At 72.7% G+C, this 25,461-nt stretch carries 24 protein-coding genes and 1 pseudogene; 13 read left to right on the top strand and 12 right to left on the bottom strand.

What is annotated here, in order from left to right; translation table 11 throughout:
• Positions 1-41: 41 nt before the first annotated feature.
• On the bottom strand, positions 42-659 hold the full coding sequence (locus tag MMF93_RS03785; RefSeq protein ID WP_242749530.1) for a GTP-binding protein: 618 nt from the start codon (positions 657-659) through the stop codon (positions 42-44).
• 415 nt (positions 660-1,074) lie between these two features.
• Between MMF93_RS03785 and MMF93_RS03790 the strand changes: the two are divergent.
• Together MMF93_RS03790 and MMF93_RS03795 are read left to right on the top strand one after the other, a co-directional pair.
• Positions 1,075-1,767 (top strand): annotated as a pseudogene (locus MMF93_RS03790) (TVP38/TMEM64 family protein); the annotation flags it as partial.
• A gap of 264 nt (positions 1,768-2,031) precedes the next feature.
• The gene (locus tag MMF93_RS03795; protein ID WP_242749533.1) at positions 2,032-2,904 is read left to right on the top strand and encodes an undecaprenyl-diphosphate phosphatase; all 873 of its coding nucleotides are present in this window, start codon (positions 2,032-2,034) and stop codon (positions 2,902-2,904) included.
• Positions 2,905-2,935: 31 nt separating this feature from the next.
• Here MMF93_RS03795 and MMF93_RS03800 read toward each other — a convergent pair whose 3' ends face one another.
• Together MMF93_RS03800 and MMF93_RS03805 are read right to left on the bottom strand one after the other, a co-directional pair.
• Positions 2,936-3,250, bottom strand: a complete 315-nt coding sequence (locus tag MMF93_RS03800; RefSeq protein WP_242749534.1) for a DUF6343 family protein — start codon at positions 3,248-3,250, stop codon at positions 2,936-2,938.
• A 108-nt stretch (positions 3,251-3,358) separates the two neighbouring features.
• A complete protein-coding gene (locus MMF93_RS03805; protein ID WP_242749535.1) occupies positions 3,359-3,646 on the bottom strand; it encodes a DUF6011 domain-containing protein in 288 nt (95 codons plus the stop codon).
• A 137-nt stretch (positions 3,647-3,783) separates the two neighbouring features.
• Between MMF93_RS03805 and MMF93_RS03810 the strand changes: the two genes are divergently transcribed.
• From MMF93_RS03810 to lnt, 4 genes are all read left to right on the top strand, one after another.
• Positions 3,784-3,993 carry a chaplin gene (locus tag MMF93_RS03810; RefSeq protein ID WP_114020152.1) on the top strand — a complete coding sequence of 70 codons (210 nt, stop codon included), beginning with the start codon at positions 3,784-3,786 and terminating at the stop codon, positions 3,991-3,993.
• 152 nt (positions 3,994-4,145) lie between these two features.
• Complete coding sequence (locus MMF93_RS03815) at positions 4,146-4,421, top strand: DUF4873 domain-containing protein (protein ID WP_242749536.1); 276 nt, start codon at positions 4,146-4,148, stop codon at positions 4,419-4,421.
• 187 nt (positions 4,422-4,608) lie between these two features.
• A complete protein-coding gene (locus tag MMF93_RS03820; RefSeq protein ID WP_242749537.1) occupies positions 4,609-5,688 on the top strand; it encodes a DMT family transporter in 1,080 nt (359 codons plus the stop codon).
• A gap of 326 nt (positions 5,689-6,014) precedes the next feature.
• Entirely contained in the window at positions 6,015-7,580 is a 1,566-nt protein-coding gene (gene lnt, locus MMF93_RS03825; RefSeq protein ID WP_242749538.1) for an apolipoprotein N-acyltransferase, read from the top strand.
• A gap of 111 nt (positions 7,581-7,691) precedes the next feature.
• On the opposite strand, the gene MMF93_RS03830 is transcribed toward lnt, so the two are convergent.
• Positions 7,692-8,897 (bottom strand): FAD-dependent monooxygenase, encoded by a 1,206-nt coding sequence (locus MMF93_RS03830; RefSeq protein WP_242749540.1) that lies wholly within the window; start codon positions 8,895-8,897, stop codon positions 7,692-7,694.
• Positions 8,898-8,986: 89 nt separating this feature from the next.
• Here MMF93_RS03830 and MMF93_RS03835 point away from each other — a divergent pair, with 89 nt between their 5' ends.
• The 3 genes from MMF93_RS03835 to MMF93_RS03845 all read left to right on the top strand — a co-directional run bounded on the left by MMF93_RS03835 (position 8,987) and on the right by MMF93_RS03845 (position 10,936).
• Complete coding sequence (locus tag MMF93_RS03835; protein WP_242749542.1) at positions 8,987-9,673, top strand: TetR/AcrR family transcriptional regulator; 687 nt, start codon at positions 8,987-8,989, stop codon at positions 9,671-9,673.
• Between the two features lie 22 nt (positions 9,674-9,695).
• Positions 9,696-10,247, top strand: a complete 552-nt coding sequence (locus tag MMF93_RS03840) for a DinB family protein (RefSeq protein WP_242749544.1) — start codon at positions 9,696-9,698, stop codon at positions 10,245-10,247.
• A 134-nt stretch (positions 10,248-10,381) separates the two neighbouring features.
• Positions 10,382-10,936: a hypothetical protein gene (locus MMF93_RS03845; RefSeq protein ID WP_242749547.1), complete on the top strand. Its 555-nt coding sequence runs from the start codon at positions 10,382-10,384 to the stop codon at positions 10,934-10,936.
• 21 nt (positions 10,937-10,957) lie between these two features.
• Here the strand turns inward: MMF93_RS03845 and MMF93_RS03850 are convergent, their stop codons facing one another.
• The 8 genes from MMF93_RS03850 to MMF93_RS03885 form a co-directional block, all read right to left on the bottom strand.
• On the bottom strand, positions 10,958-11,500 hold the full coding sequence (locus MMF93_RS03850; protein ID WP_242749549.1) for a hypothetical protein: 543 nt from the start codon (positions 11,498-11,500) through the stop codon (positions 10,958-10,960).
• Positions 11,501-11,638: 138 nt separating this feature from the next.
• Positions 11,639-12,316 carry a uracil-DNA glycosylase gene (locus MMF93_RS03855; protein ID WP_274709423.1) on the bottom strand — a complete coding sequence of 226 codons (678 nt, stop codon included), beginning with the start codon at positions 12,314-12,316 and terminating at the stop codon, positions 11,639-11,641.
• 113 nt (positions 12,317-12,429) lie between these two features.
• Positions 12,430-14,013: an ABC transporter substrate-binding protein gene (locus MMF93_RS03860; protein ID WP_242749550.1), complete on the bottom strand. Its 1,584-nt coding sequence runs from the start codon at positions 14,011-14,013 to the stop codon at positions 12,430-12,432.
• 188 nt (positions 14,014-14,201) lie between these two features.
• Positions 14,202-14,978, bottom strand: coding sequence for an SDR family oxidoreductase (locus tag MMF93_RS03865; protein ID WP_242749551.1), 777 nt, complete (start codon positions 14,976-14,978; stop codon positions 14,202-14,204).
• A 37-nt stretch (positions 14,979-15,015) separates the two neighbouring features.
• The gene (gene fabG, locus MMF93_RS03870; protein WP_242749552.1) at positions 15,016-15,777 is read right to left on the bottom strand and encodes a 3-oxoacyl-ACP reductase FabG; all 762 of its coding nucleotides are present in this window, start codon (positions 15,775-15,777) and stop codon (positions 15,016-15,018) included.
• 165 nt (positions 15,778-15,942) lie between these two features.
• Positions 15,943-16,365, bottom strand: a complete 423-nt coding sequence (locus MMF93_RS03875; protein ID WP_242749553.1) for a DUF3037 domain-containing protein — start codon at positions 16,363-16,365, stop codon at positions 15,943-15,945.
• On the bottom strand, positions 16,362-17,180 hold the full coding sequence (locus tag MMF93_RS03880; RefSeq protein WP_242749554.1) for a HipA family kinase: 819 nt from the start codon (positions 17,178-17,180) through the stop codon (positions 16,362-16,364). The genes MMF93_RS03875 and MMF93_RS03880 overlap by 4 nt, the downstream gene beginning before the upstream one ends.
• A 268-nt stretch (positions 17,181-17,448) precedes the next feature.
• The gene (locus MMF93_RS03885) at positions 17,449-19,722 is read right to left on the bottom strand and encodes an MMPL family transporter (protein WP_242749555.1); all 2,274 of its coding nucleotides are present in this window, start codon (positions 19,720-19,722) and stop codon (positions 17,449-17,451) included.
• Positions 19,723-19,968: 246 nt separating this feature from the next.
• Here MMF93_RS03885 and MMF93_RS03890 point away from each other — a divergent pair, with 246 nt between their 5' ends.
• The 4 genes from MMF93_RS03890 to MMF93_RS03905 all read left to right on the top strand — a co-directional run bounded on the left by MMF93_RS03890 (position 19,969) and on the right by MMF93_RS03905 (position 25,403).
• Positions 19,969-21,315: an FAD-dependent oxidoreductase gene (locus MMF93_RS03890; protein ID WP_242749557.1), complete on the top strand. Its 1,347-nt coding sequence runs from the start codon at positions 19,969-19,971 to the stop codon at positions 21,313-21,315.
• Positions 21,316-21,397: 82 nt separating this feature from the next.
• Positions 21,398-22,414 carry a UbiA family prenyltransferase gene (locus MMF93_RS03895; RefSeq protein WP_242749560.1) on the top strand — a complete coding sequence of 339 codons (1,017 nt, stop codon included), beginning with the start codon at positions 21,398-21,400 and terminating at the stop codon, positions 22,412-22,414.
• A gap of 35 nt (positions 22,415-22,449) precedes the next feature.
• Positions 22,450-24,060, top strand: a complete 1,611-nt coding sequence (locus tag MMF93_RS03900; protein ID WP_242749562.1) for a class I adenylate-forming enzyme family protein — start codon at positions 22,450-22,452, stop codon at positions 24,058-24,060.
• Complete coding sequence (locus MMF93_RS03905; protein WP_242749564.1) at positions 24,057-25,403, top strand: protoporphyrinogen/coproporphyrinogen oxidase; 1,347 nt, start codon at positions 24,057-24,059, stop codon at positions 25,401-25,403. Before MMF93_RS03900 ends, MMF93_RS03905 begins: the two co-directional genes overlap by 4 nt.
• Positions 25,404-25,461: the final 58 nt, after the last annotated feature.

A 25,461-nucleotide genomic window follows, 5' to 3' on the forward strand; every position in this document is an offset into this window, starting at 1 on the left:
GGGCTTGATCTCCACCGTCCCATTGTGCGGGTGGCGCCTGCTCACCCGACCGTGCGGGGGTCGCAGGGGCCCCGCCTTCCTTCCCCGCCTCGGCCTTCCCCGTTCCCGGGCAGCGGGAGGCCTTCCCCGCCACCGGGCAGCGGGACGTAGGTGTCGACGGCGTCGAGCAGGGCTTCGGTGGCGCCTCGCCAGCGCGAATCGCCCGCCAGTGAGCCGAGGGCCGAGACCCGGACGGCGGGGAGCGTCTCCCCCGCGTGACCGTGCGCCGTCAACAAAGCCCGTACGTCGGCCTCCACCAGATCGGTCAGCTCGTCGCTGCCCTGGTCCGCCTTGGTGAGGGCGACGACGAGCGGAAGGAGACCCGTCCTGCGGGCGCGTGCCAGATGGGCGGCGGTACCGGTCCTGGCGCCCTCCAGGACGGAGACGACCAGGAGGGCACCGTCGAGACGGTCGGGGTCGTCGGCCGGGTCGAGCACGGTGTAGCGCCGGGTGTCGGTGGCGTAACCGAACCGCCGGCGGTCGAGGTCGGGTCCCGCGCAGCAGGGACAGGGCCCGGCGGCCGACAGGGCCCTGGCGAGCGTGGTCTTGCCGTGCCCTCGGGGGCCGAGCGTGCCGATGGTCAGGTGCGGAAGCGGGTGCGGACGGGTGTACGCGGACACAGGTGCCCTCCGGGGCCGTGGCGGGGTGGCGAGCGGGACCCCGGGAAGGACCGACCCTTCCCCGTGGGGTCCTCGGTGCGGTCCGGGAAGGGTCAGCGTCGGCGGCCGTCGGCGCCGCACGGCAGGGGGCAGGCACACACGCCCCGCGTCAGGAAGGCGGCAGCCCGCGAACCGGCCGCGACCGCGGCCGGCGTCGGGATGTCGAGCTGCCGGAACACCGCCCGATCATCCCCGAGCCGGCCTGCGCCCGTCGAACGCTTTTCGCCAGGCTCGCCTCCGGCCCGCCCCGGTCGCCTTCCGCACAGGTGGAAGCGGGGGTGGACGGGGGGCGAACACCGTTCCGTGAGGGAATCTTCCGGACTTTCCGCACGCCTTCGAACGGCGGAAGGACCGGTTCGTCGGTTACGCTCCCCACGTGCCCGTCCCCGCCATGCAGCCAGACGGACTCCCCGGCCGTCTCGCTCAGACGCTGCTCTCTCCCTGGACCCGCCTCGCCCTCCTCGCCGTCCTCCTGTGCGGCGCGGCCACGGCGATGCTGCTGTACGAGCCCCAGCGCCTGCTCGCGCACGGCTGGCCGCCCGAGGTCGCCGGCGGGGCCGCCGTCGCCCTCTTCGGCGCCGCCTACGGGCTGTGCACGGCGGCGTTCGTGCCACGTCCGGTACTCAACGTCGCCGCGGGCGTCCTCTTCGGCGCACAGGCGGGCACGTTCTCGGCCACGGCCGGGACGGTGATCGGCGCGGGCATCGCTTTCGGACTCGGGAGGCTGCTGGGCCAAGACGCGCTGCGCACCCTGTTGCGCGGCCGCTGGATCACGGCCGCCGACCGGCAGTTGAGCAAGCACGGCTTCCGCTCCATGCTGGTGATCAGGCTGCTGCCCGGTGTGCCGTTCGCCGCCTCCAACTACGGCGCCGCCGTCTCGCGTATGCGCTGGATCGCCTTCCTGAGCGCGACGGCCGTGGGGTCCGTACCCAACACGGCGGCGTACGTGATCGCCGGCTCCAGCGCGGCCACACCGACCTCACCCGTCTTCCTCGCCTCTTTCGGCTTCATCGCGCTCTCCGGACTGGCCGGGGCCGTCTTCGCCTGGCGCAAACGGGCCCAGCTGCGCCGCAGGGAAAGCGCACGGGACGGAGCGCGGCCCTCCCACGCGGCGCGGCCGTCCCACGCGGCGACGCACGGCCCGAGCCCGGAGGCGGCGGACCTGCCCGGCACGGCGGCCGAGGACACCTCGGAGGCGGCCGCCGCCGCGGCTGCCGGGACGACCGGCGCCGGGTACGTGACGGAGCCCGGGGCCGCGCGCGACCGCGCGGCAGCGAGGACCTCCGCCCACCACCGCTGACACCGACGACCACAGGGACGAGCCCCAGCGCAGATGTCTTGGTTTGAATCCTTCGTCCTCGGACTCGTCCAGGGACTGACCGAGTTCCTCCCGATCTCCTCCAGCGCGCACCTGCGCCTCGTGGCGGCCTTCGCCGGCTGGCGGGATCCGGGCGCCGCGTTCACCGCCGTCACCCAGATCGGCACCGAGACGGCGGTGCTCATCTTCTTCCGCAAGGACATCGGCCGGATCCTGGCCGCCTGGTTCCGCTCGCTGACCAGCCGGGAGGCGCGGCGGGACCACCACGCGCGGATGGGCTGGCTCGTCATCGTCGGCTCGCTCCCCATCGGCGTGCTCGGGCTGGCCTTCAAGGACCAGATCGAGGGCCCGTTCCGCGATCTGCGGCTCATCGCCACGACGCTGGTCGTGGTCGGCGTCGTCCTCGGTGTCGCCGACCGGATGGCGGCCCGCGACGCGCGGGGCGGCCGCCACCGGGTACGGCGGGAGCGCAAGTCGCTGGAACAGCTCAACGTGCGCGACGGGCTCCTCTACGGTTGCGCGCAGGCGCTGGCGCTGGTGCCCGGCGTCTCCCGTTCGGGGGCCACGATCAGCGGCGGCCTGTTCATGGGGTACCGGCGTGAGGCGGCGGCCCGTTACTCGTTCCTGCTGGCGGTGCCCGCCGTGCTGGCCTCGGGCCTGTTCGAGCTGGCGGACATCGGCGAGGGCCACGTCTCCTGGGGGCCGACACTGTTCGCGACGGCACTGGCGTTCGTGGTGGCTTACGCGGTCATCGCGTGGTTCATGCGGTGGATTTCCTCCCGCAGCTTCATGCCGTTCGTCATCTACCGCATCGTGCTGGGCCTGGTCCTGTTCGCGCTGATCGCGGCGGGCGTGGTGGGCCCGCACGCGGGCGAGTCCGTCGGCTGAGCCGCGCGGGCCCGGGCCGGTGCCCGGCGGGTCAGCGGCCGGCGCGCTCCTGCCGCCGGCGGCGGCGCAGCACGAGCAGGTCGGCGACCGCGGCCAGGGTCAACACCCCGCACAGCGCCGCCAGCACGCTCAGCACGCGGTCGCTCGGTGAGCTGTGCGGTCCCGAGGAGGCCGCCCACCAGGCGAGGAGGGCGGTCGCCGCCGCGAAGACGGGGATGCCGACGGACGACAGCAGCGTGCGCAGCCGCAGGTCGCTGCGCGCGGTCACCGGCTCGGTGCCCGCGCGGGTCCCGCCCGAACGGGGGGTGTCTCGTCGGTGACGGCCGGAGTGCGGTGGCTGTGACACGTCAGTCGCCTTTCGCCGGTTGGCTCCGGGCACCATGATCACCACTCCCCCTCGGGAAGGTGCGGGGGCGCGCCCGGCGTTTCTCCCCTGCCCGGCGCGGGCCGCGGCTCACAGCCCCGGCAGCGTGTCCTGTGCGACCTCGTGCGCGGGCGGTACGGGCGCCGTCCGCACGGCGAGCTTGTGGCGGCAGGCGGGCCCCAGCCCCCACAGGCGGGAGGCACGGTCGCGCAACGGCTGGCCGCACATGCGGCACAGGACGCTCCTCGGGCTGTTGCCCTGGGTACCCTCCGGCTCCTCGACGGGCTCGCTCCCGGGAAGCGGCGCCGCCTCGGCCTGCCGCCCCTCTCCCGCACCGGCGTCCGGCTCGCTCCGCGCGGACCGGCTCTCCCCGCTCATGCGCGCCCCCTTCATGCGCCTCAGGGCAGGCACGGTACCAGCGCGGACACACGCCCGGAGTAGTCCGAAATGCGCGCTATGTACCCGTACCTCCACGGTGGACGTGGAGACAACAGCTACCTCTCATGGGAGCGAACATGCGTATTCGTACCGCTATCGCAGCCAGCCTGCTCAGCGCCGTCGCCGTGCTCGGCGGGACCGCCGGCACCGCAGCGGCCGCCAGCAGCGACCCGCACCCCGGCCAGTACAACGACCCGGACGTCCTGGACCTCGGTGCGAACGTCTGCGGCAACCCGATCGTCGCGCTGCTGAGCCCCGCCTCGCAGAACGCCTGCAAGGCGAACTGACCCACAGCGCACGTCGGCTCGTCGGCCCGGACCCCGCTGCCCGCCACCGCGGGCGGCGGGGCTCCGTCGGTTACGGGGACCGACAGGACGGAGACCAACCGGACGCCGGCGACGGCAGTGCCGGGTCGGGCGCCCGCTGCCACACTGGATACATGGACAACTTCTACCGTGGCCCGGCGACCCTGCTGACCGGAGCCGCCGAGGTGCCCGTCGACGCGGCGCTGTTCACGGAGGCGACCGACGCCGACAGCGCCTGGTTCGGCACCATCAGACCGGAAGGCAGCCAGCCGCTGTGGACCGAACTGGAAGGGGACTCGGCCCGGCTGCGGCTCATCGACGGGCGGGAGGGCCGCATCGCCATCCGCGGCAGCGGCTTCGGCCCGGTCGAGGTCTCCGGCGAGGGACCGCTCCCCGCGCACCGGCCGTAGGACCCGCGCCCGGCGGAGACTGTGCCTTCCGGCCCATGACCGCGTCACCTGGCAGGGGGACATCGAGCGGTGACGTACTCCGCTGGCTGTACGCCAAGACGCTCCCGGCAGGTGACGACAGATCCGCGCGCACACGGGATCGTGGTGACATGAACGCGAAGCCCAACCAGGACCGGACGGGACGGACATGAGCGCGCTGACGGCCGCGGCGCTGCTGTCCCTGGTCTCCGCGATCAGCTACGCGCTGGCCGCGATCGGGCAGGAGCGGATCGCCGCGACGACCTCTCCCAGCCGCTGGGGACTCCTGCGCTCGGGCACCTGGTGGACGGCGGCGGGACTCCAGGGCGCGGGGGCGCTGTTGCACGTGGTGGCGCTCGGCCTCGGGCCGCTGACGGTCGTTCAGCCGCTCGGCGTGCTCACCCTCGTCCTGGCCGCGCCCATGGCCGCGGCGGTGGGCCGGCGCCGAGTGGCCGCCGCCACCTGGCGCGGCATCCTGCTGGTGTCCGCCGGGCTGGCCGGTGTCCTGCTGCTCACCGGTGACGCGGGCGCCGACTCGCTGCGCGGGAGCGGCCAACTGTCGCTCGCCACCAGCGTGCTGGCAGCCCTCGCACTGCTGGTCGGTGCGGCGGCCGTGCTCGGACGCCGGGGACGCGCCCGGCCGGGCAGCCGCGCCCTGGCGGTGCGGAGCGTGTGCCTGGCCCTGGCAGCGGGGGTGGCCTACGGCGCGGCGTCCGTCTTCGTCAAGACGCTCGCCGACAGGTGGATGTCCGCTCCCCTGCTCATCTCCGTACCGCTGGCCGTGCTGACGGTCGCCCTGGCCGCCGCGGGGCTCGCCACCTCCCAGGCGTCCTACCGGGGCGGCGGGCTGGCGACGCCGCTGGCGACGGCCACGGTCGCCAACCCCGTGGTCGCGGCTGCCGCCGGCATCGTCCTGCTGGACGAGGGCTTCCGGTACGGCGCGACGGGTGCCGTACTGGCGCTGGTGGCCGGCGCGGTCGCCACCTGGGGTCTGGTCGCACTGACGGTCGACAGCGCCCGCAGGACGCACGGTGCGCCGCCGGGGCACACCTCGCCCGACGAGCCGGGCCGGACCCTGCCCCCGCCCCGCGACGGGGGCCCGCAGGTCCCGCACGGCGGCGGGACGGGGCACACCGCCGACGCGGAGTTCGCCCACCGCAAGAGGCCCGCCGACGACAGGCGCGCCGAGGTGCCACGAGCGGGCGGCCGCGGCAAGCCTGTCGGCCGCCGGCCGGTCGCGGCGCGGTAACGCCACCGGGGGCTCGCCCGAGCTGGGCGAGCCCCATCTGTCCACCCCCGGCCGTTCGCGCGGCGGGCGGACTCGCGCGGGCGCCGGTCCGGCCGAGCGCGACCTGTGCCGAGCGCCGGACACGGAGTCACCGAACGCGGGCACCAGGCGCGGAGGCGCCGAACGCCGGAGGACCGGAGGACCGGAGCGCCGGAGCGCCGGAGCGCCGGAGCGCCGGAGCGCCGGAGCGCCGGAGCGCCGGGGGCGATCATCTGCCGCGCCGACCTCGTCATCTTCTGTCCCCTCCCTCACACTGGTGAGTGAGCGTCGGACGAAGGAGGCGGGGCATGCGTGCCACCCCGGCCGTGCGTGCCGCCCCGGCCGCCCGCTGGGCGCGCCGGGCACTGCCGCTGCCGGCGGGGGCCGTCCCCGCGCTGGCGTTCCCCGAGCCCGCGCTGTGGTGGCTGGCGTACGCGGCCCTCGTGCCCTGGCTGCTGCTGGTACGGGCCGCGCCCACTCCCCGGGCCGCCGCACGGGCGGGCTGGCTCGGCGGTACGGGTTTCATGCTGGCGATGCACCACTGGCTGATGCCGAGCCTGCACGTGTTCATCGTCCTTCTCGCCGCGCTGTTGGGGCTGTTGTGGCTGCCGTGGGGCTGGCTCGTCCACCGGCTGCTGGCCGGCGCACCCACCGGAGGCCGGTTCGCCGCCGCGGTGGTGCTGGTGCCGTCGGGCTGGCTGCTGGCCGAACTGATCCGCTCCTGGGAGTACCTGGGCGGCCCCTGGGGGCTGCTGGGCGCGAGCCAGTGGCAGGTGACGCCCGCGCTGCGGCTGGCCTCGGTGGGTGGCGTGTGGCTGGTGAGCTTCGTGGTGGTGGCGGTCAACACCGCCCTCGCCGCGCTGCTCGCGGTCCCGCGCGCCCGCCGGGCCGCGGCCGTCGCCGTACTGGCCACCGCCGTGTCCACGTGCGCAGTCTGGATGTGGGCGCCCCGCCCGCACCCCGCGGGCGCCACACGTGTCGCCGTGGTGCAGATCGGCGAGACGTCCTCGCGCGCGGAACGGTTCGCGCGCGGCGAGGAACTGACCCGGCGCCTGGCCGGCCGCCGGCCCGACCTGGTGGTGTGGGGCGAGAGCAGCGTCGGATACGACCTGCGCAGCCACCCGTCCCTGGTGCGTCGGCTCGCCGCGCTCTCCCGGGCCACGCACGCGCCGCTGCTGGTGAACGTGGACTCCCAGCGCAGTGACCGGCCCGGCATCTTCAAGAGCGCGGTCCTCGTGGACGGGGGCGGGCTGACCGGACAGCGTTACGACAAGATGCGGCTGGTGCCTTTCGGCGAGTACGTCCCCTTCCGTTCGGTGCTGGGCTGGGCCACCTCGGTCGGGCGGGCGGCGGGCGAGGACCGGCAGCGGGGTCGAGAACCTGTGGTGATGCGGTCGGGAGGGGCGAGGTTCGGGCCGCTGATCTGCTTCGAGACGGCGTTCCCCGACATGAGCAGGCACCTGGCCGCCGAGGGCGCGCGGGTGCTGGTGGCCCAGTCCTCGACCTCCACCTTCCAGCACAGCTGGGCACCCGGGCAGCACGCGTCTCTCGCGGCGCTGCGAGCCGCCGAGACGGGCCGCCCCATGGTGCACGCGACGCTCACCGGTGTCAGCGCGGCCTTCGGGCCCGAGGGCGAACAGGTCGGGCGCCGCATGGACACGGCCACCAGTGCGGCCACGCTCACCGAGGTGCCGCTGGCGCGCGGCACGACGCTGTACGTGCGCTTCGGCGACTGGACGGCGCGGCTGGCGCTGACCGCGTTGGCGGCGTACCTCGCACTCGAGGCCGCCCGCGCGGTGCGGTCACGGCGGGACCGGCAGCGGGACCGGGACGAGGACGGGAGCCCCGGCCTGACCGTGCCCGCCCGCCGCTGACCCTCCGCTCGCGCCCGCCGGCGAGCCCCCGCTCGCATCCACCGCGCCCGTGAGCGGGCCCGTCGCGCCTGGCGGGGCTCGTCACCGGCGTGCGGGGGGCTCGCGGTTTCCTCACCGTTCGGGTGACCGTGTCCCGTCGGCGGTCGTGGGCTCCGGCGGGCGCCAGTCGGCGATCCCCGCGAGCGCGCGCAGTGTCAGGGCGGGCGCCAGGCGGCTGACGGCGGCGAGCGCTCCGTTGCGCAGGGCGCAGGCGGGCGCGCTGGTGAGGGTCGTCATCCGGGCGGCGCGCGCCGACCGCCGCACGACCTCGGCCGTGCGGGGCAGCCGCTGCCCGGTGTAGGCCGCCAGGGTTCTGGCGACCGGTGCGGCCGGATCGGCGAGCCGGCCGAGCACGATCGCGTCCTCGATGGCCTGGTTGCCGCCTTGGCCCAGACTGGGGGCCATCGCGTGCGCGGCGTCACCGAGCAGGACGGTGCGACCCGCGTGGTGGGCGGGGAGCGGTTCGGTCATGTGGTGGACGTCGTTGCGCAGCACCGCCTGCTCGGACACGGATTCGATGAGCTGGGGCAGCGGCCTGTGCCAGTCGGCGAACATCCGCCGAAGCGCCTCTCGTTCGCCGTCGGGGGTGCTCCACGAGATGGGGAGGGCGGCGGCCGCGTAGGCGTAGACCCTGCCGTCCGGCAGTGACTGGGTGCCCCACATGCGGCCCCGCCCCCAGGTCTCGTGCGGCTCGACCCCGCCTTCGGGGGCTTCGGTCAGGAACCGCCAGGTGGTGAAGCCCGCGTAGCGGGGCCCCGGGTGGGCGGGGAAGAGCGCTCGGCGGGCCGCGGAGTGGATGCCGTCGGCGGCGACCACGAGGTCCGCCTCCATGGTGTGCCCGTCGCCCGTGGTGACGGCGGCGGGCCGGCTCTCGGCTCCCGGGTCGGTCAGGCTCGCGGCCGTGCCGGTGCGCAGGGTGACGGTGTCGGGCAATCTGGTGCGCAGCAGGCCGACGAGGGCCGCGCGGGTCATCAGCACGAGGGGGTCGCCGAAGCGCGCGGCCGTCCGGTCACCGGTCGTGGGCACCAGCCAGCGGCCGGAGGGCGAGCGCAGACCGCCGCGTCCGCTCCAGGTGCGCAGGGCGCGCACGTCGTCCCCCACGTCGACGACGTCGAGGGCGCGCAGCGCGTTGGGGGCGAGGGCGATGCCCGCGCCGACGGGTTCGAGCGCGCCGGCGCGTTCGAGGACGGTGACGGTCCAGCCGCGGTCGGCGAGCGCGACGGCCGCGGTGAGGCCGCCGACGCCGGCTCCGGCGACGAGGGCGCGCGGGGTGTGCACGGGTACCTCCCAAAAGGCCAGGAGACTACAGCTGTAGTGTTCTCAGATCCGAGGATACTACCCCTGTAGTGTGCGGGTAGATTGCCCCCATGCCCTCTCGCGACACCGCTGTTCCCCGCTCTGAGCTGATCGCCGACACCGCGATCGGGCTGCTGGCCGAACGCGGGCTGCGGGGCCTGACCCACCGCGCCGTCGACGAGGCGGCCGGGTTGCCGCAGGGCTCCACCTCCAACCTCGCCCGCACACGGGCAGCCCTGCTCCAGACGGTGGTGGAACGGCTGACCGTCCTGGAAGGCGCGGCCCTCCTCCCGCAGGAGACACCACCGGCCGACGAAGGCCCTTCGGGGCCCGGCCCGCTCGCGGACCTCGTCGCGGCGGCACTCCACCGCCATCTGACCCGGCACCGCACCCTGCTGGTGGCCCGTTACGAACTGGCGCTCGAAGCCACCCGGCGCCCCGAGCTGCGGGCCCACTACAACAGCACCGGAAGAAGCGACTTCGCCCAACCGCTGCGGCGCCTGCTCTCGGCCGCCGGGTCCACCGCACCCGAGCGGCACACGCTCTCCCTGCTGGCCTGGTGCGAGGGCATCATGTTCACCTGCACCGCTGGCTCGTACAACGCCGCCGTTCCCAGCGAGGAGGAGCTGCGGACCGGCCTGCGCGAGATCCTGGCCGGTCTGCTGGCCCCCGCGGCCACCGCCCCCGGCACCGGCACGTCCACCGCCACGGCCGAGGCGGCTGCCTGCACCTCCCGCACTCCCTCCCCCGAGAGCTGACAGAAGTCGAAAGGATGCGCGCATGACGAGCCAGAACGAGGCAGCGCCCGAAGGGCCGCCGACCACTCTCAGCGGCGTCCGACTTCCCGAGGGCACCGGATCCGAACGGCAGATCCTCCAGCAGTGGCGCGACCTCCAGCGCGCCACACTCGCCGCCAAGTGCGAGGGCCTGAGCGACGAGCAGCTGCGGCGGGCCGCGGCGCCGCCGTCCGAACTGACACTGCTCGGCCTGGTACGGCACATGACCGACGTGGAACGCCACTGGTTCCGCCGGATGTGGCGGGAGGAGGACTCCGCACCGCTCTACCGCACCCCGCAGGCGCCGAACGACGACTTCTCCACCGCCGAGGCCGATAAAGGTGAGGAGACGCTGGCCGCCTGGCGCCGCGAGATCGACCGTGCCCGTGAGTCCGCCGCCGGGCGGTCCCTCGACGAGGTCGCCACCCACCCCCACCGCACGGGCTGGCGGACGTCACTGCGGTGGATGTACACGCACATGATCCAGGAGTACGCGCGGCACAACGGCCACGCCGACCTGCTCCGTGAGCGCATCGACGGGCAGACCGGGTTCTGACACCGGCGGCCGGCCGGGAGCCTTTGAACCGAAAGCCAGGAAGGCTGCTGATCGGCCCGCGATCAACCCGGGCCGGACGCGATCACCCCTGGGAGGGCTTCCAGCCGGGGCGAGACGGCGGAAGAGTTGCGTGGATGTCACGTATCACGAAAGCCATGGCCGTCGCGGGGATGGCGCTCTCGACCGCGACCGGGTGCATGACCGTCTCGGGCGACCCCGGCGCGCCCGGCGGCGGCTCCGCCTCCCACCACTCCCCCGCGTCCGGCCACCGGGACGCCTCCCCGCGTGTGGCCCGGTCCCCCGCGAAGGAGGCGCTCTCCCACAACGAGCACCAGGAGAAGGCCTCAGGACGGCGCGGCACCGCCGGCGCCCGGGGCGACACCGCGCCGCGCTCCGGTGCGGGGGCGGCGGGCGGGGACACCTCCACGGCCCACTCTCCCGACCGGCCCGCACCCGGCCCCGCTCGGCTCCCCGGCGCCCGGGGGCACGACGGCGGGGGCCGCGCGCAGGCAGGCGCCGCCGGGCGGGACGCGGACTCGGGAGCGCACGAACGCCACGGGCACGGGCACGGCACGGGGCAGCGCCGCACCCGGCCCGGCTCGGGCCTGTGCGACCTGGGCGAGGCGTACGGGCGGTGGGACGCGGACAGCGCCCAGGCCCGCATCTGCCGGGACACCTACGGCAGGTGAGCCCGGGCGGCAGGTGAGCCCTTACGGCAGGTGGTCCCCGCCTCCGCCCGGCCCGTCCGCGGTGGTGCCGGGTGAGCCGGCGCCGTCGGCGAGCCGCTTCTCCAGACGCTCGATCGCCGCACGAATGCCCTCTCCGTACGCGTCGGCGGGCAGCGCGTCCAGCTTGTCCCTGGCCCGCTCCAGTGCGCTTCGGGCCGCGCTCTGGTCACCGAGCTTGGCGTGGCCAGCGGCGATGTTGAGGTGCAGGGACGGATAGAGGGAGCGAACGGCCAGCTGGTGTTCGCCCCAGCTGACCTCGTCCCCCTCCAGCGCGTCGGCGGCGGCGAGCGCGCGCAGGTCCCACACCAGCTCGTCGGCCGGCTCGTCCTGGGTGTCGGCCATGTAGTGCGCGATGGTGCAGCGGTGGAAGAGGTCCACTCCGGGGTCCGTCTCCGCCCACAGGGCGGCGAAGCGGTTCCTCGCCTCCTCCCGGTCTCCGCCGCGGTGCAGCATGATGGCCTGGCCGATTCTGACCATGGTCGCGTCCTCCGCGCCCTGGGGCGCGTCCTGCTGGGGCTCCGCCACGAGGGGCTCCTCCCGTTCGCCGTGTGCCGTACGCCGTCTGCCGTACGCCGCCTCGCACGACCGCTTCGCCGGTCGTCCTCCGACGCTAACGGCCACCTCTGACAATGGCGCACACCACGGGCTGGGCCCCGGCGCGGCTCAGCCCAGATCGGGGATGCGCCAGTCGATGGGCGTGTGGCCCTGGGCGGCGACGGCCTCGTTGATCCGGGTGAAGGGGCGGGAGCCGAAGAACCGCTTGGCCGAGAGCGGCGAGGGGTGGGCTCCCTCCACCACAGCGTGTCGCCCGGTGTCGATGAGCGGGAGCTTCTTCTTCGCGTAGTTGCCCCAGAGCACGAAGACGGCCGGATCGGGACGCGCGGCGACGGCGCGGATCACGGCGTCGGTGAACTTCTCCCAGCCCTTGCCCTTGTGTGAGTTGGCCTCGCCCCCGCGCACGGTCAGCACCGCGTTCAACAGCAGCACGCCCTGCTCGGCCCACGGCAGCAGAAAGCCGTTGTCCGGCACGGGGTGGCCGAGCTCGTCCCGCATCTCCTTGTAGATGTTCCGCAGCGACGGCGGTGTCCTGACCCCGGGGCGGACCGAGAAGCACAGGCCGTGGCCCTGACCGGGGCCGTGGTAGGGGTCCTGGCCCAGGACGAGGACCTTCACCTGCTCGTACGGCGTGGCGTCGAGGGCGGCGAACACCTCCTCGCGGGGCGGATACACCGGTCCGCGCTCCCGCTCCTCCTCGACGAAGACCGCCAGCTCCTTGAAGTAGGGCTGCTCGGTCTCCTCACCGAGAACCCCCTGCCAGGATGGGGGGAGCATCTCCTTCACGCGCTGTACCTCCTGCGGTGCGGCTGGCCGGGCCCCGTGCCCGACGACCGCACCGAAGGTACCGCCCGCCACCGACAGTCCCGGACGGGAGCCGGAAGCCGGGAGCCGGGCGGCTACCAGCTCGACTTCTTGTACAGCTCCCACATCCGCATGATCACCGAGGAGTCGATCGCCCATTCGACACCCGCGACGTCCTTCTCCGAGGCGATGTAGACCTTGCCCTGCCACAGCGGCAGCAGCCGCACGTCCCGTGCCATCAGCTTCTGGGCCTTCGCGAAGGCCTGCCCGGCCGCTCCCCTGTCGCTCTGCTTGCGCGAGGACGGCAGCAGCTCCTCGGTCAGCTCCCGGTTCCGGTAGGGGGTGCCCATCGCGTTGTCCTCGCCGACGAAGGGCGTGATGTAGTTGTCCGCGTCGGGGAAGTCGGCCGACCAGCCGCGGCCGAAGACCGGGTAGTCGCCCTTGAGGTAGCCCTTCTGGAAGTCGTCCCAGGCGCGCGACCTGACCGTGATGTCGAAGAGCCCCGAGTCCTCCAGCTGCTCTTCCAGCTCCGCGAACTCGCGCCGGGTCGAGTCCCCGTACCGGTCCTCGGCGTACCACAGGGTCAGTTCGACCTTGTCGGTGATGCCCGCGTCGCGGAGGGTGTGTCGGGCCTTCTTCTCGTCCGGGCGCCCGTAGCGGTCGAGGAAGGCGTTGGTGTGCCCGGTGACGCCGGTGGGGACCATGGAGTACAGCGGCTCTGCCGTCCTGTCGTAGACGTCACGCACCAGTTCGGTGCGGTCGACGAGCTGGGCGATCGCGCGGCGCACCGCCGGCTTGGCGGCCTGCTCGTCCTGCGGGTTGAAGACCAGGAAGTGCACCTCGGAGCCGGTCATCTCACTGAGGTCGACGGAGTTGTCGCCGGAGGAGCTCGCCTCCTGGAACGCGGAGACCTGCCCGGGGGTCAGTCCGCGGTAGGTGAGGTCTATTCGCCCGGCTTTCAGGTCGCTGACCATCCGCGCCGAGCGCGAGTAGTACCGGATGGTGACGGAGTCGTTGCGCAGTTCCGCCGGGCCCTTGTAGTCGGGGTTCTTGACCAGTTCGGCCCGCTTTCCCTGCTGGTAGCTCTCCAGCGTGTACGGACCCGACCCGATGGCGGTGTCGCCGGGGTGCAGGCTGGCGGTGGGGTACTCGTCCGGGTCGACGAGGGAGGTGGCGGGGGTGGAGAGGATGTAAGGGAAGGTCGCGTCCGACTTCTTCAGCCGGAAGACCACCGTGCGGTCGCCCCTCGTGACGACCTCGTCCAGGTTGGCCAGCAGTGCCGAGGGGCCAGAGGGGGACTCGATGGACGTGGTGCGGTCGAAGGAGTGCTTGACCGCTTCGGCGTCCAGCGGCTTGCCGCTGGAGAAGGTGAGTCCCTTGCGCAGGACGCAGCGGTAGACCTTGCTGGCCGCGTCGGTGAAGCCGCACCTCTTGGCGGCGTCGGGCTCGGGCGAGGTGCCGGAGTTCGGGACGGTCATCAGCGTCTGGTAGATGTTCCTGTACAGCTCCCAGGAGCCGTCCCAGGCGGCGGCCGGATCCAGAGAGCTGGGAGCGCTGGTGGTGCCGACCACGATGCTGTGTTCCTCTTCGCCGCCCCCGGGCAGCGCACTGCACCCGGTCACGAGGGCGAGGGGAAGGATGGTCGCTGCGGCTCTCAGCAGCCCGTTCCGGTCGAACAACGTGCGCTCCTCAGTCGGCGGTGCCTGTCTGGCTGGTGCGGTGCCCAGGACCGCGCCGCACCAGGGCGCTGTCCAAGACGGAGAAAGCGCCATGACATTACCCCAGCCACAGCCGTATCGGAGCCCCAAACGCCGTCCGGGCACCGGTACTTGACGTTCCGGCACCCGGACGGCTTCGCGCGCCCCCGCTACTCGACGCCGGCGTTGAGGAACAGCCCCCCGTCCACGGTCAGCGTCTGGCCGGTGATCCATCCCGCCTCGGAGGAGGTCAGGAACGCGGCGGCGCCCGCCACGTCCTCGGGTGCGCCCAGCCGCCCCATCGGGTAGCGGGCCGCCGCCTGCTCCTCGCGGCCCTCGTACAGGGCGACGGCGAACTTGGTCTTCACCACGGCGGGCGCCACCGCGTTGACCCGCACCCGCGGCGCGAACTCGTGCGCGAGCTGGAGGGTCAGGTTGACCATCGCGGCCTTGCTCATGCCGTAGGCGCCGATGAACGGGGAGGCCGAGATGCCGGCGATGGAGGCGACGTTGACGATGGTGCCGCCGTTCTCACTCTGCCAGGCCGCCCAGGTGCGCTGCGCGAAGCCGAGCGCCGAGATCACGTTCGTCTCGAACACCTTGCGCGCGACGTTCAGATCCAGCTCGGCCATCGGCCCGAACACCGGATTGGTGCCCGCGTTGTTGACCAGGTGGTCGATGCGCCCGTAGGTCTCCATCACCCGCTCGACGGCGGCCGCCTGGTGTTCGAGGTCGTGCGCCTTGCCCGCGACGCCCATCGCCCGGTCGGAGCCGAGCCGCTCGACCGCCTCCCTGAGCGCGTCCTCGTTGCGCCCGGTGATGCACACCCGGTCACCGCGCGCCACCAGCGCCTCGGCGATGCCGAAGCCGATGCCGCGACTGCCGCCGGTGATCAGGGCGACCTGCCCGCTGTCGGGGCGCCCGCCGCCCGCTGTCTGCTGTGTCATCTCGCTGATCCCGCCTCTTGTCGCTTCCCGTCCGCCGTCAGTCGAGCGGCCCGCCGGCGATGTACAGCACCTGACCCGAGACGAACCCGGCCTTCTCGTCGGCGAAGAAGGCGACCGCGTTGGCGATGTCCGCGGGCTCGCCCACACGCTGGACGGGGATCTGGGTGGCGGCCGCGGCCTGGAAGTCGTCGAAGCCCATGCCGACGCGCTCGGCGGTGGCCGCGGTCATGTCGGTGGCGATGAAGCCGGGGGCCACGGCGTTGGCGGTGATGCCGAACTTGCCCAGCTCCTTGGCGAGCGTCTTGGTGAAGCCCTGCATGCCGGCCTTGGCCGCCGAGTAGTTGACCTGGCCGCGGTTGCCGAGCGCCGAGGACGAGGACAGGTTGACGATCCGGCCGAACCCGGCGTCCACCATGTGCTTCTGGCAGGCGCGGGACATCAGGAAGGCACCGCGCAGGTGCACGTTCATGACGGTGTCCCAGTCGTCGTCGCTCATCTTGAACAGCAGGTTGTCGCGCAGCACCCCGGCGTTGTTCACCAACACGACGGGCGCCCCCAGCTCGGTGCTGACGCGCGCGACGGCGGCCTCGACCTGGGCCGAGTCGGAGACGTCGCAGCCGACGGCGAGCACCTTGCCTCCCTGCGCCGTGATCTCCTCGACGGTCTGTGCGCAGGCGCCCTCGTCGAGGTCGAGGACGGCGACGGCGTGCCCCTCGGCCGCCAGACGGACGGCGGTGGCCGCGCCGATCCCCCGGGCTGCGCCCGTGACGATGGCGACTCGCTGCTCGGTGCTGGACATGCTGGTCTCTCCTCGGCCTGAGTGGATGAGCGGGTTGAGCTGGGTGAGCAACCGCTTAGTACCTACGGCAGACGTGACGCTATGAGGCGGGCACCGCCCTGTCAACGCCGGGCCCGGGGGTGGCCGGGGGCGCCCCCGGCCACCCCCGGTCACCCCGGAGGCGGCTCAGCGCACCAGGAGGTCCAGCAGGCGTTCACTCTCCGCCCGCGGGTCGGCCGTCAGCCCGGTGTGCACGGGCCCCGGCTGCACGACGGTACTGCGCGGCGCCACCAGCCACCGGAAGCGCCGCCCCACGTCGTCGCCTGCCGCCTGTCCGGCCCGCACGCCCCCGTCGCACACGCTCTCCACGGCGTGCAGCGCGGCCCGCACCCCCCGGACATCGGCGCACGGGTCGAGGGCGAACAACCGGTCCTCGTCGAGATGGGTGCGCGCGGCGAGAAAGGAGCGTGCCCGGCAGTAGACGAGAAGGCCCGCGTTGATGGACTCACCGCGTTCGATGTGGGGAACGACACGCAGCAGCGCGTACTCGAACACGTCGAGGTCACCGCGCGCCCCCGCCCGGGTCCCCGGTGTCGTCGTGCGTGTCACTTGCTCTCGCCGTCCTTCCCGGTCAGCCACCCCGGCGCCTGGGAGGGCCGGTCCTCGCTCGGCTCGCCGACCGTGATCCGCTCATGGATCGTACGGGCGCGCGCCGCCAGTACCCGGACGTACGCGGCGCGTACCTCGTCCGGGTTCGCGAAACCGGGTTCGTCCTCCAGCCACACGTCGGGAACGTCAGCGGCGCACTCGGCCAGCAGGTCGGCCGTGACCCGCGGCGCGAGCTCGGCGGCCGCCTCCTCGACGAGCGGGCCGGCCGAGGCCAGCGCGTGGTCGGAGGCGTCGTAGGGGCGGTCGGCGGCGGCCTGCGCGGTGGGCCAGTTGTGGTGGAAGATCAGCGTCGCGCCGTGGTCGATCAGCCACAGGTCGCCGTGCCACACCAGCATGTTGGGGTTGCGCCAGGAGCGGTCGACGTTGTTCACCAGCGCGTCGAACCACACCACGCGGCCGGCCTGTGCGGGGTCGGCCCGGTAGGCGAGCGGGTCGAAGCCGAGCGAACCCGGCAGGAAGTCCATGCCGAGGTTGAGCCCACCGCTCGCCTTCAGCAGCTCCTGCACCTCCTCGTCGGGCTCCGTCAGGCCGATCACCGGGTCGAGCCAGATGCCCACCAGCTCGGGCACGCGGAGCCCGAGCCGCCGGGCCAGCCCTCCGCACAGCACCTCGGCCACCAGCGTCTTGCGGCCCTGCCCGGCTCCGGTGAACTTCATGACATAAGTACCCAGGTCGTCTGCCTCAACGAGCCCGGGGAGGGAGCCGCCTTCCCGCAAGGGTGTGACATAGCGGGTGGCTGTGACTTCTGGAAGCATTCCATCAGGCTATACGGCTGCATGGCCTTGCAATCCACGGCAGACTTCCGCGGCCCGATCTCGGCGATCCGCCCCGACCGGCCCTGGGGAGAATCCGGGGAGTTTCGGCCGTCCGCCACCAGCCCCTTCTCCGCACCCTCGAACAGCGCGCCGATGGCACGGCGGCCCTTACCGGCCTCTGGTGTGAGGTGTCATGGTGACGTCGCGTCTACGTCGCGGCCGCCGCGCAGGCCGGCGCCCCGGCCCACGACTGGCCCCCCGCGTGCGACTACCGGCCGCCGACCGGGGAGTCCTCCCGCTGCGACCCCGCCAGCCCGGACGGCCCGTCGTCCGCGGAGGACGGGGCCGGGTGCGCCTCGCCCTCGTGGAGCCCGACCTTCCTGTGCAGGGCGCGCAGCGGCTTCGGTGCCCACCAGTTACCGCGGCCCATCAGCTGCATGAACGCCGGCACGAGGGTGCCCCGGACCAGCGTGGCGTCCATGAGGACCGCCAGCGCCAAGCCGATGCCGATCGCCTTGAGATAGACGATCCCCGAGATGATGAAGCCCAGGAAGACGATCGCTATGAGGACGGCCGCCGAGGTGATCATGGAGCCGGTGCGGGCCAGGCCGCGCGCCACGGAGAGAGTGTTGTCCCTGGTTTTGTCGTACTCCTCCTTGATGCGGGACAGCAGGAACACCTCGTAGTCCATCGACAGACCGAACGCGATGCAGAACAGCAGCACCGGCACGGTCCAGGTGATGGAGTCGGTGGTGACGAACTCACCGACGACACCCTCCAGATGGCCGTCCTGGAAGCCCCACACCAGCACCCCGAGAGTGGCGCTGAGGCTCAGCGTGTTGAGGATCAGAGCCTTGAACGGCAGCAGCAGACTGCCGGTGAAGAGGAACAGCACGATGAACGAACTGACGGCGATCAACCCGATGGCCAGCGGCAGCCGGTCGTTCATCGCGCCGATGGAGTCGGTGAGTTCGGCAGCGGGGCCGCCCACCCGCACCGGGTAGGGCGCCGAGGCGGCCCGGATGTCGGCTACCAGTTCGCGCCCCTTCTCCGACAGCGACTGGCTGTGTGGCACCACGGACAGATAGGTGCTGTGCTCCGCCGTGAACCGTGACGAGCGGGGCGTCGGCGGGTCACTGCGGCCGCCGTCGGTGAAGGAGCCGACCTCGGTGTCGACGCGGGCGACGTTGTCCAGCCGGGACAGCCGCTCCGCGTAGGAGGTCACCTGCCCGTTCCGCTCGCCGCGGCCGGGGGTGTCGCTGAGGACGACGTTGAGGGCCTGCGTCTCCTGCGACTCGAAGTGCTCCCTGAAGTCGTCGCCGAACTGGCGCGACTGGGTCTCGGCGGGCAGCACCCGCTCGTCCTGCAGGCTCATCCGCAGGTCGAGGAAGGGTGCGCCGAGCAACAGCAGCAAGGCGATCACGGCGCCCGCGACGGGCAGCGGGAACCGCATGACGGTGACGGCCAGCCGGTGCCAGAAGGCGGCGCTCTCGCCACCGGGCGGCGCGGCAGCGGCCTTCCGCTTCCGGCCGAGCACGCGGCCCTTCTCGATGCGCGGTCCGAGCACCTTGAGCAGCGCCGGAAGGACCGTGACGGAGATGATCGCGGCGAACAGCGCGGTGGGGATACCGGCGTAGGCGAAGGAACGCAGGAAGTAGAAGGGGAACACCAGCAGCGCGGCGAGTGCCAGCGCCACGGTGACGGCGGAGAACAGGACGGTGCGGCCGACGGTGCGCAGGGACGTGGCGAGAGCGGCGTCCGTGTCCGCGCCGGTGGCGAGCTGTTCACGGTAGCGCCGGATGAAGATGAGGCTGTAGTCGATGGCGAGGCCGAGGCCGAGGCCGGTCGCCACGTTCGTGGCGAGGACCGACACGTCCATGAACAGTGTCAGGACGCGGAGCGTGAAGAGCACCGAGACGATGGTCAGTGCGCTCACCATGAGCGGGGCCAGAGCGGCCACGACGGTGCGGAAGACGAACAGCATCACGACCAGCAGAATCGGGAACGTGACCATCTCGATCCTGAGGAGGTCCTGCTCCGTCGTCTCGGTGATCTCCTGGTTGGCGAGCGCCGTGCCGCCGAGTGAGACGTCGAGTCCTGCGACCGTGCCGTCGTAACGCGGTTTGATTTCCTCGAAAGTTCTCTGGACGGCGTCCTCGTCACCCGAGATCCGGGCGAGCAGCAGAGCGCGGTCTCCGTCCTCGCCGCGCAGCGACTCCGCCTTGCCCGACGACCAGTAGGAAACGACCTGTTCGACGCCCTTCTCGTCTGCCAGCCGCTGCGTCAGACGCGCTCCCGCCGAGGCCACTTCAGGCGAGTCGACACCTCTGTCGTCGGTGATGACGAGGGTGAAATTGGGGGCACCGGCTTCGAATCGTTCGTCCATGACGGCGGCCGTCTTCGCCGACTCCGTGGAGCTGTCGATGAAGCCGCCGGTGGACAGCTTCTGTATGACACCCCCGCCCAGCGCGCCCGCTATGACGAGTAATGCGCCAGAGAGATAGAGAATCAGCTTACTGCGACCGGCTACGAACCGAGCCAATGCGGCCAACATTCTGACTAACCCTTCGTCGGCGGACGCCGTTGTTACCGGGGGGGCTGTCGTGCTGATGCTGACTGGCAGCGGCCCCATCGTGCCACACCAGGCTATGTGCCGCAGCCGTTTCGAAAACATGGCAACAACTTGCTCTTCCGGTTTTTGCCATCCGCCTGCTATTTCACCCCACCTGGCCTGCGCCTACGTTGCGGGACGGGATCGGAAGCAGGTAGGCGCTGGAGGTGCGCAAGCATGACGCAACGGAACAAAACCGCCGTCATCGGCGGCGGCATGGCCGGCTGCGCCGCAGCCAAGGAACTGCTCAAGTCCGGCGTGGACGTGGTCGTCTACGAAGCGTCGCCAGGGCTGGGCGGCCGGGCCCGGTCCTGGCACCGGGCCGAGATCGAACCGGACGTCGGCGTGAACCTGTGGTTCACGAGTTTCTACCGGATTATGTTCGACCGGATCCGCGAATACGGTCTCGAGGACCAGCTCGTGGACATGTCGAACAACGTCATCGTGGTGGATGACGGAACCCCCGCCGAGCTTCTCTCGGATTCGCTGCGCAGTCTGTTCCGCTATCCGCACGTTCCGCTGAGGGACCGGATCCGTTTTCTGACGGCGACGGCGAAGGAGACGCTCCGCCGAAGGCAGCTCGACATCTTCGACCCGCTGAAGCTCGCCCCGTTCGACGACGGCACCACTGCCGCGCAGTACGGTCGGAAGATTCTGAGCCGCCGCGGATTCGACAGTCTGCTGCGCCCGGAGATCGAGTCGTTCTGGCTGTGGAGCTGCGAGGAGATCTCCGCCGCGCACGTGCGCGCGATGCAGGCCCAGGTGGCCGGCGCGAAGTTCTACGTCTTCCTGAACGGCATGGAGGTCATCGCCGAGCGGAACGCCGAGGGCGCGGACATCCGACTCGAACACGAGGTCACGAACCTGCAGATGGACGGCGACGGGGTGCTCGTCTCCGCACGCGACGCCGGCGGCACGGTCTCGGAGGAGCGGTTCGACGACGTCGTCGTCGCCACCACCGCGCCCGTCGCCGCGAAGCTGACGGCCGCCCTGCCCACCGGGACCGTCAGCCAGGACATCCGCGAGTTCCTGGAGAGCCAGCGCTACGAGCCGGCGCTGTCCGTCTCCTACCTCGTGGACTACAGCAGCATGCCGTCCGAGGCGCACATCGTCGCCGCCGGCGCCGACGACCCGCCCGTCAAGACGATCATCACCTTCCCCCGGCAGGTACGTGACGAGGAGGGCCGCCCCGTCGACAAGCACCTGGCGTTCGTCTATCCGGGCCGGGCTGCCACCCGGCGGCTGCTCGGGTTGCCTGCGGAGGAGCAGTTCGCGGAGACGAGCCGGCTCGTCACCAGGCTGTGGCCGGACTTCCCCGCCGACGCCGAGCCGTTCCAGATCGCGGAGCGGCCGCACGCCATGCCCGTACCGGAGCCCGGCCGCTACCGCCGGTCGGCCCGCGTGATCCGGCAGCAGCGCGGCCCGGTGGTCTTCGCGGGCGACTACTTCACCTCACCCATCTCGGAGGCCGCGATGCTCTCCGGTATGCGCGCCGCTGAGGCGCTGACCGCCGTGTCCCGTTGATCTCCCCTTGGGCCCGGAAGGCCCGGGAGGTGCCCCCCAGGGCGGCAGCACCGCGCCCCTTCACCAGATCGGGAGACCAGCCATGAATGTGATCCCGGCTGCCGGGCGGCAGCCCAACGGCGCGGCGCCGCGGCAGCGGCAGGGCCGCGCGGGGCCAGCCACGGGACGGGCCGGCTGGCTGCGGACGTATCTCCGGCTCTCGAAGGCCGAGTTCGTGCTCGACTATTACCTCAGCGTGATCGTCGTCATGACGGCCTACGCCGCGAGCGCGGGCTCCGGCTTCGTCTGGGAGTCGCTGCTCACCGTCGGACTGTTCATGCTGGGCCAGTTCGGCGTGGTCTCCGCGGTGATGGCCTTCGACGACGTCAACGGCTTCAGGGACGGCAGCGACCAGGCGAACTACGTGGGCGCCGACGGCGAGCCGCTGCGTCCGTTGCAGCGCAAACCGCTTCTGACCGGGGCGCTGACCCCGCGCCAGGCCACGTGGTTCGGCACCCTCGCCCTGCTCTGGGGCGCCGCCCTGTGGACGCTCGCCGCCGTGCAGGCCGCGCACCGGCCGTGGTGGGCGCTGCTGGCGGCCGGGCTGGTGCTGGTCACGAGTTGGCAGTACTCGTACGGGCTGAAGTTCAGCTACCGCAGTCTGGGCGAAGTCCTCATCGCCGGCTGTCCGATGGTCCTCGTCATCGCCCCCTACGGCTATCTCGACGGGCATATGCCGGCGCTGGTGCTGGTCGAGGCGGTGCTGTTCGGGCTCTGGCAGATCCTCGTCTCGGCGTACTCCAACACCAAGGACATCAGCGGCGACAAGGCCGTCGGACGCAGCACGGTCGCCGTCCGTACCAGCGACCGCGGCAACCGCCGCTTCATCGGCGCGCTCACCGCCACCGACCTGCTGCTGGTGCCGGCCGCCGCGGCGGCCGGCTGGGCACCGTGGTGGGCCGTCGCGGCGATGCTGCCGCTCGCCGCGCTGCGGCTGCGCCAGTACGCGGCCTTCCTGCGCGGCGGCGACGCCCTGCTGGCGCGCCGGCGCGGCGTGAGCGCCTTCCGTACGGGCATCGCCTGCCTGGCCCTGGTCAACCTCGTTCACTTCGCGGGCTAGGGCAGGCCCGGGCCCCAGAACGGAGAGGGAGAGAGATGAGCTACAAGAAGGATCCCGTCAGCCTCGGCCGGCTTTTCGACCACCATGCCGAACGCGGCTGCCGGACGCGCTTCCATCTGAGCCGCCCCTTCGACATCGCGCCCGCCGGCGGCACCGAGTACGACAGCCGTACGCTCGCGCAGCTCACGGCGGAGACTTCGGCGTGGCTGTACGCGTCGGGTGCGCGGGCCGGCGACCGGATCGCGATCGCCAAGGACAACCACTGGGACTATCTCGTTCTCGCCTGCGCCGCTGCCCGGTTCGGAGCGTTGCCCGTGCTGGTCTCGGGGGCGCTGGCCCCGGAGACGCTGCAGATGGTGCTCAAACACGCCGCCGCCCATGTCCTCGTCACCACCAAGGAAATCCTCCAGCGCGGCACCGACGCGGGCGCGAACCTGACCGGCACCGTCGCACGGACCGTCTGCGTCGACGGGCCCGCGCCGGGCGCGGTGGCCGCGGCCGAGCTGCGCGGCGGGCCCGTGCCGGAGGCGGTGCGGACCGCCTCCTACGAGCCCATGGTCGCCACCCACACCTCCGGCACCACCGGTGTGCCCAAGCTGGTGGTGCACTCCGCCGAGACCCTCATGGGCCACCTCGGCCGGACGGAGTCCCTGCCCTGGCCGGTCGTCGGCATGAAGCCCTGGGACACCGTGGCCACCGCCACGCCCTACAACCACATGCGCATGATCACCTGGAGCGCGGGGACGCTGCGGCTGGCGCCGCGGCACGCGGTCGTCATCGACCGGACCGACCCCGGCACCGCCGAGCGGATGTTCACGCGGCACCGGCCGACGTACGTGGAGGCGGCGCCCGCCACCTTCACCGCCTGGGAGGAGCTGGCGGACCGGCGGCCGGACGGCCCGTTCCGCGCCGTACGCGTGTTCGTGAGCACCTTCGACGCCATGCATCCGCCCACGGTGCGCCGCTTCCTCGCCGCGACCAGGCGGCCGTTCCCCGCCTGGCTGCAGGGCTGGGGCCAGTCGGAGACCGGGCCGATGACGTTCCGGCTGCTCACCCGCCGGGCCCTGGCCGCGCGGGGCGAACGCCACCCCACCACCCGCAACGTCGGCCGTCCCATCCCCGGCTTCACCGGCATGCGGGTCGTCGACCCGAAGACGATGCGCCGGGTGCCGGCCGGCACGCCCGGCGTGGCCTTCGCCCGCACCGACGGGCGCTGCATCGGCTACCTGGGAGAGGAGGAACGCTGGCATACCAAGACGGTGGGCCGCTGGTGGAACACCGGTGACTGGGTGGTGCGTTCGCCCACGGGCCTCTTCCGGCTGCTGGACCGAGAGGTCGATCTCATCCCCGGCACGAGCTGCATCGAACTGGAGGACGTGCTGGCCGACCGGCTGCCGGAGCTGCTGGAGGCCGTGGTACTGGGCGTACCGGGGGAACGCCCGGTGCCGGTGGTGAGCCTGCGCGGCGGCCCGCTGGACCCGGCGGCGTGGCAGCGGGCCACCGCCGACCTTCCGGGCATGGCCGAACCGGTCGTCCTGGACAGCGAGTCGCTGCCGCGAACCAGCACCGGGAAGGTGCGCCGCCACGAACTGCGCGAGCGGCTGCTCGGCGGCACGGCCACGTTCGGCACGGGACGCTGGACATGAGCCACGAGAGCGACGTGGACGTCGCCGTCGTCGGGGCGGGCATCGCCGGGCTGACCGCGGCGCACCGGCTGCGGGCGGCGGGCCGCAGCCCGGTGGTATTCGAGGCGGACGGCGCCGTGGGTGGCCGTATGAAGGCGCACCGGCGGGACGGCTGGATCGTGGAGGAGGGCACCGAAACCCTCGCCACCCGCGGCTATCCGGCCACCTGGCGGCTCATCAGGGATGTCGGGCTTGACCGGCCCGGCCAGGTGCTGAAAGTGCGCAGCCTCTCCGGGGTGTGGCGGCACGGCCGCGCCCACGCCGGGACCGGGCACTGGGTGGGGGCCCTCACCGGCGCCGGCCTGTCGCCGGCCGGCCGGATGGCACTCGGCGCGCTGGTCGCCTCGCTGCTGCCGTCCGCGGGCCGGTTCGACACCCGGCGCCCGGGTACGAGCCCGCTGGGCACCCGCACCGTGTCCCAGTTCGCGTCCGGTAGGCGCCATGAGCTGTTGGACTATGTCCTGCAGCCCGCGGTGAGTACCGGCTGGGGCTGGGATCCGGAACGTTCCTGCGTCGCTCCGCTCGTCGCCACGATGATCGCCACGCGCGGACTGCTCGGCTGGCGGACCTACCGGGACGGCATGGACGCCCTCGCCCGGCGGGTGGCGGCCGGCCTCGACCTCCGAACCGGCCGCACCGTCACCGAGGTCAAGGACAGCCCGGCCGGGGTGCGGCTGGACCTGGCCGGCGGCGACGTCGTCACCGCGCGCGCCACGGTGCTGGCGGTGCCGTCGCCGCTGGCGCGGACGCTGTTCCCCGATGCGCCCGCCGGTGAGCGGGAGTTCCTGCGGGCGGCGTCGTACGCGCCGATGATCCGGGTGACGTGCCCCGTCGACCGGCCGCTGTCCGCACCGCAGCGGCGCGGCACCCCGCCGGTGTACGCGCTGCTGGTCCCGGACAGCGAGGACGGCTACGTCAGCGGCCTCACGTTCGAGCACCTCAAGGCCGGCAACCGGGCACCGGCGGGCCGCGGCCTCGTCAGCATCCTCACCTCTCCCCGGGCCACCCGGGAGTTGCTGGACGCACCGGACCACGAGATCGCCGACGCGGTGCTACCGCGCGCCGAACGGTACGCGCCGGGTCTGCGCGCGGCGCTGCGCACGCGACCGTCCGTTCACCGTTTCCGGCATGCGGCCCCGGAGGCGACCCCCGAAGCGCTGCGGCTGCAGAGCGGCTTCCTCGACCGGCCGGTGCGGGCCGTGGAGTACGCGGGCGACTGGGTCTTCCAGCGGCCCACGAGCGAAGCCGCGGTCCAGTCCGGCGAGCTGGCCGCTCATCGGCTGCTGTCCCGCCGCCCGATGTGAGGGGAGGATTCCGCAGAGTCGTCGGCGGCGACATGCCCGGGTACGCGACGTACGTCGC

It is taken from the genome of Streptomyces tubbatahanensis (genome assembly GCF_022699385.1).
In the GTDB taxonomy this organism is placed as follows: Bacteria; Actinomycetota; Actinomycetes; order Streptomycetales; family Streptomycetaceae; genus Streptomyces; species Streptomyces diacarni.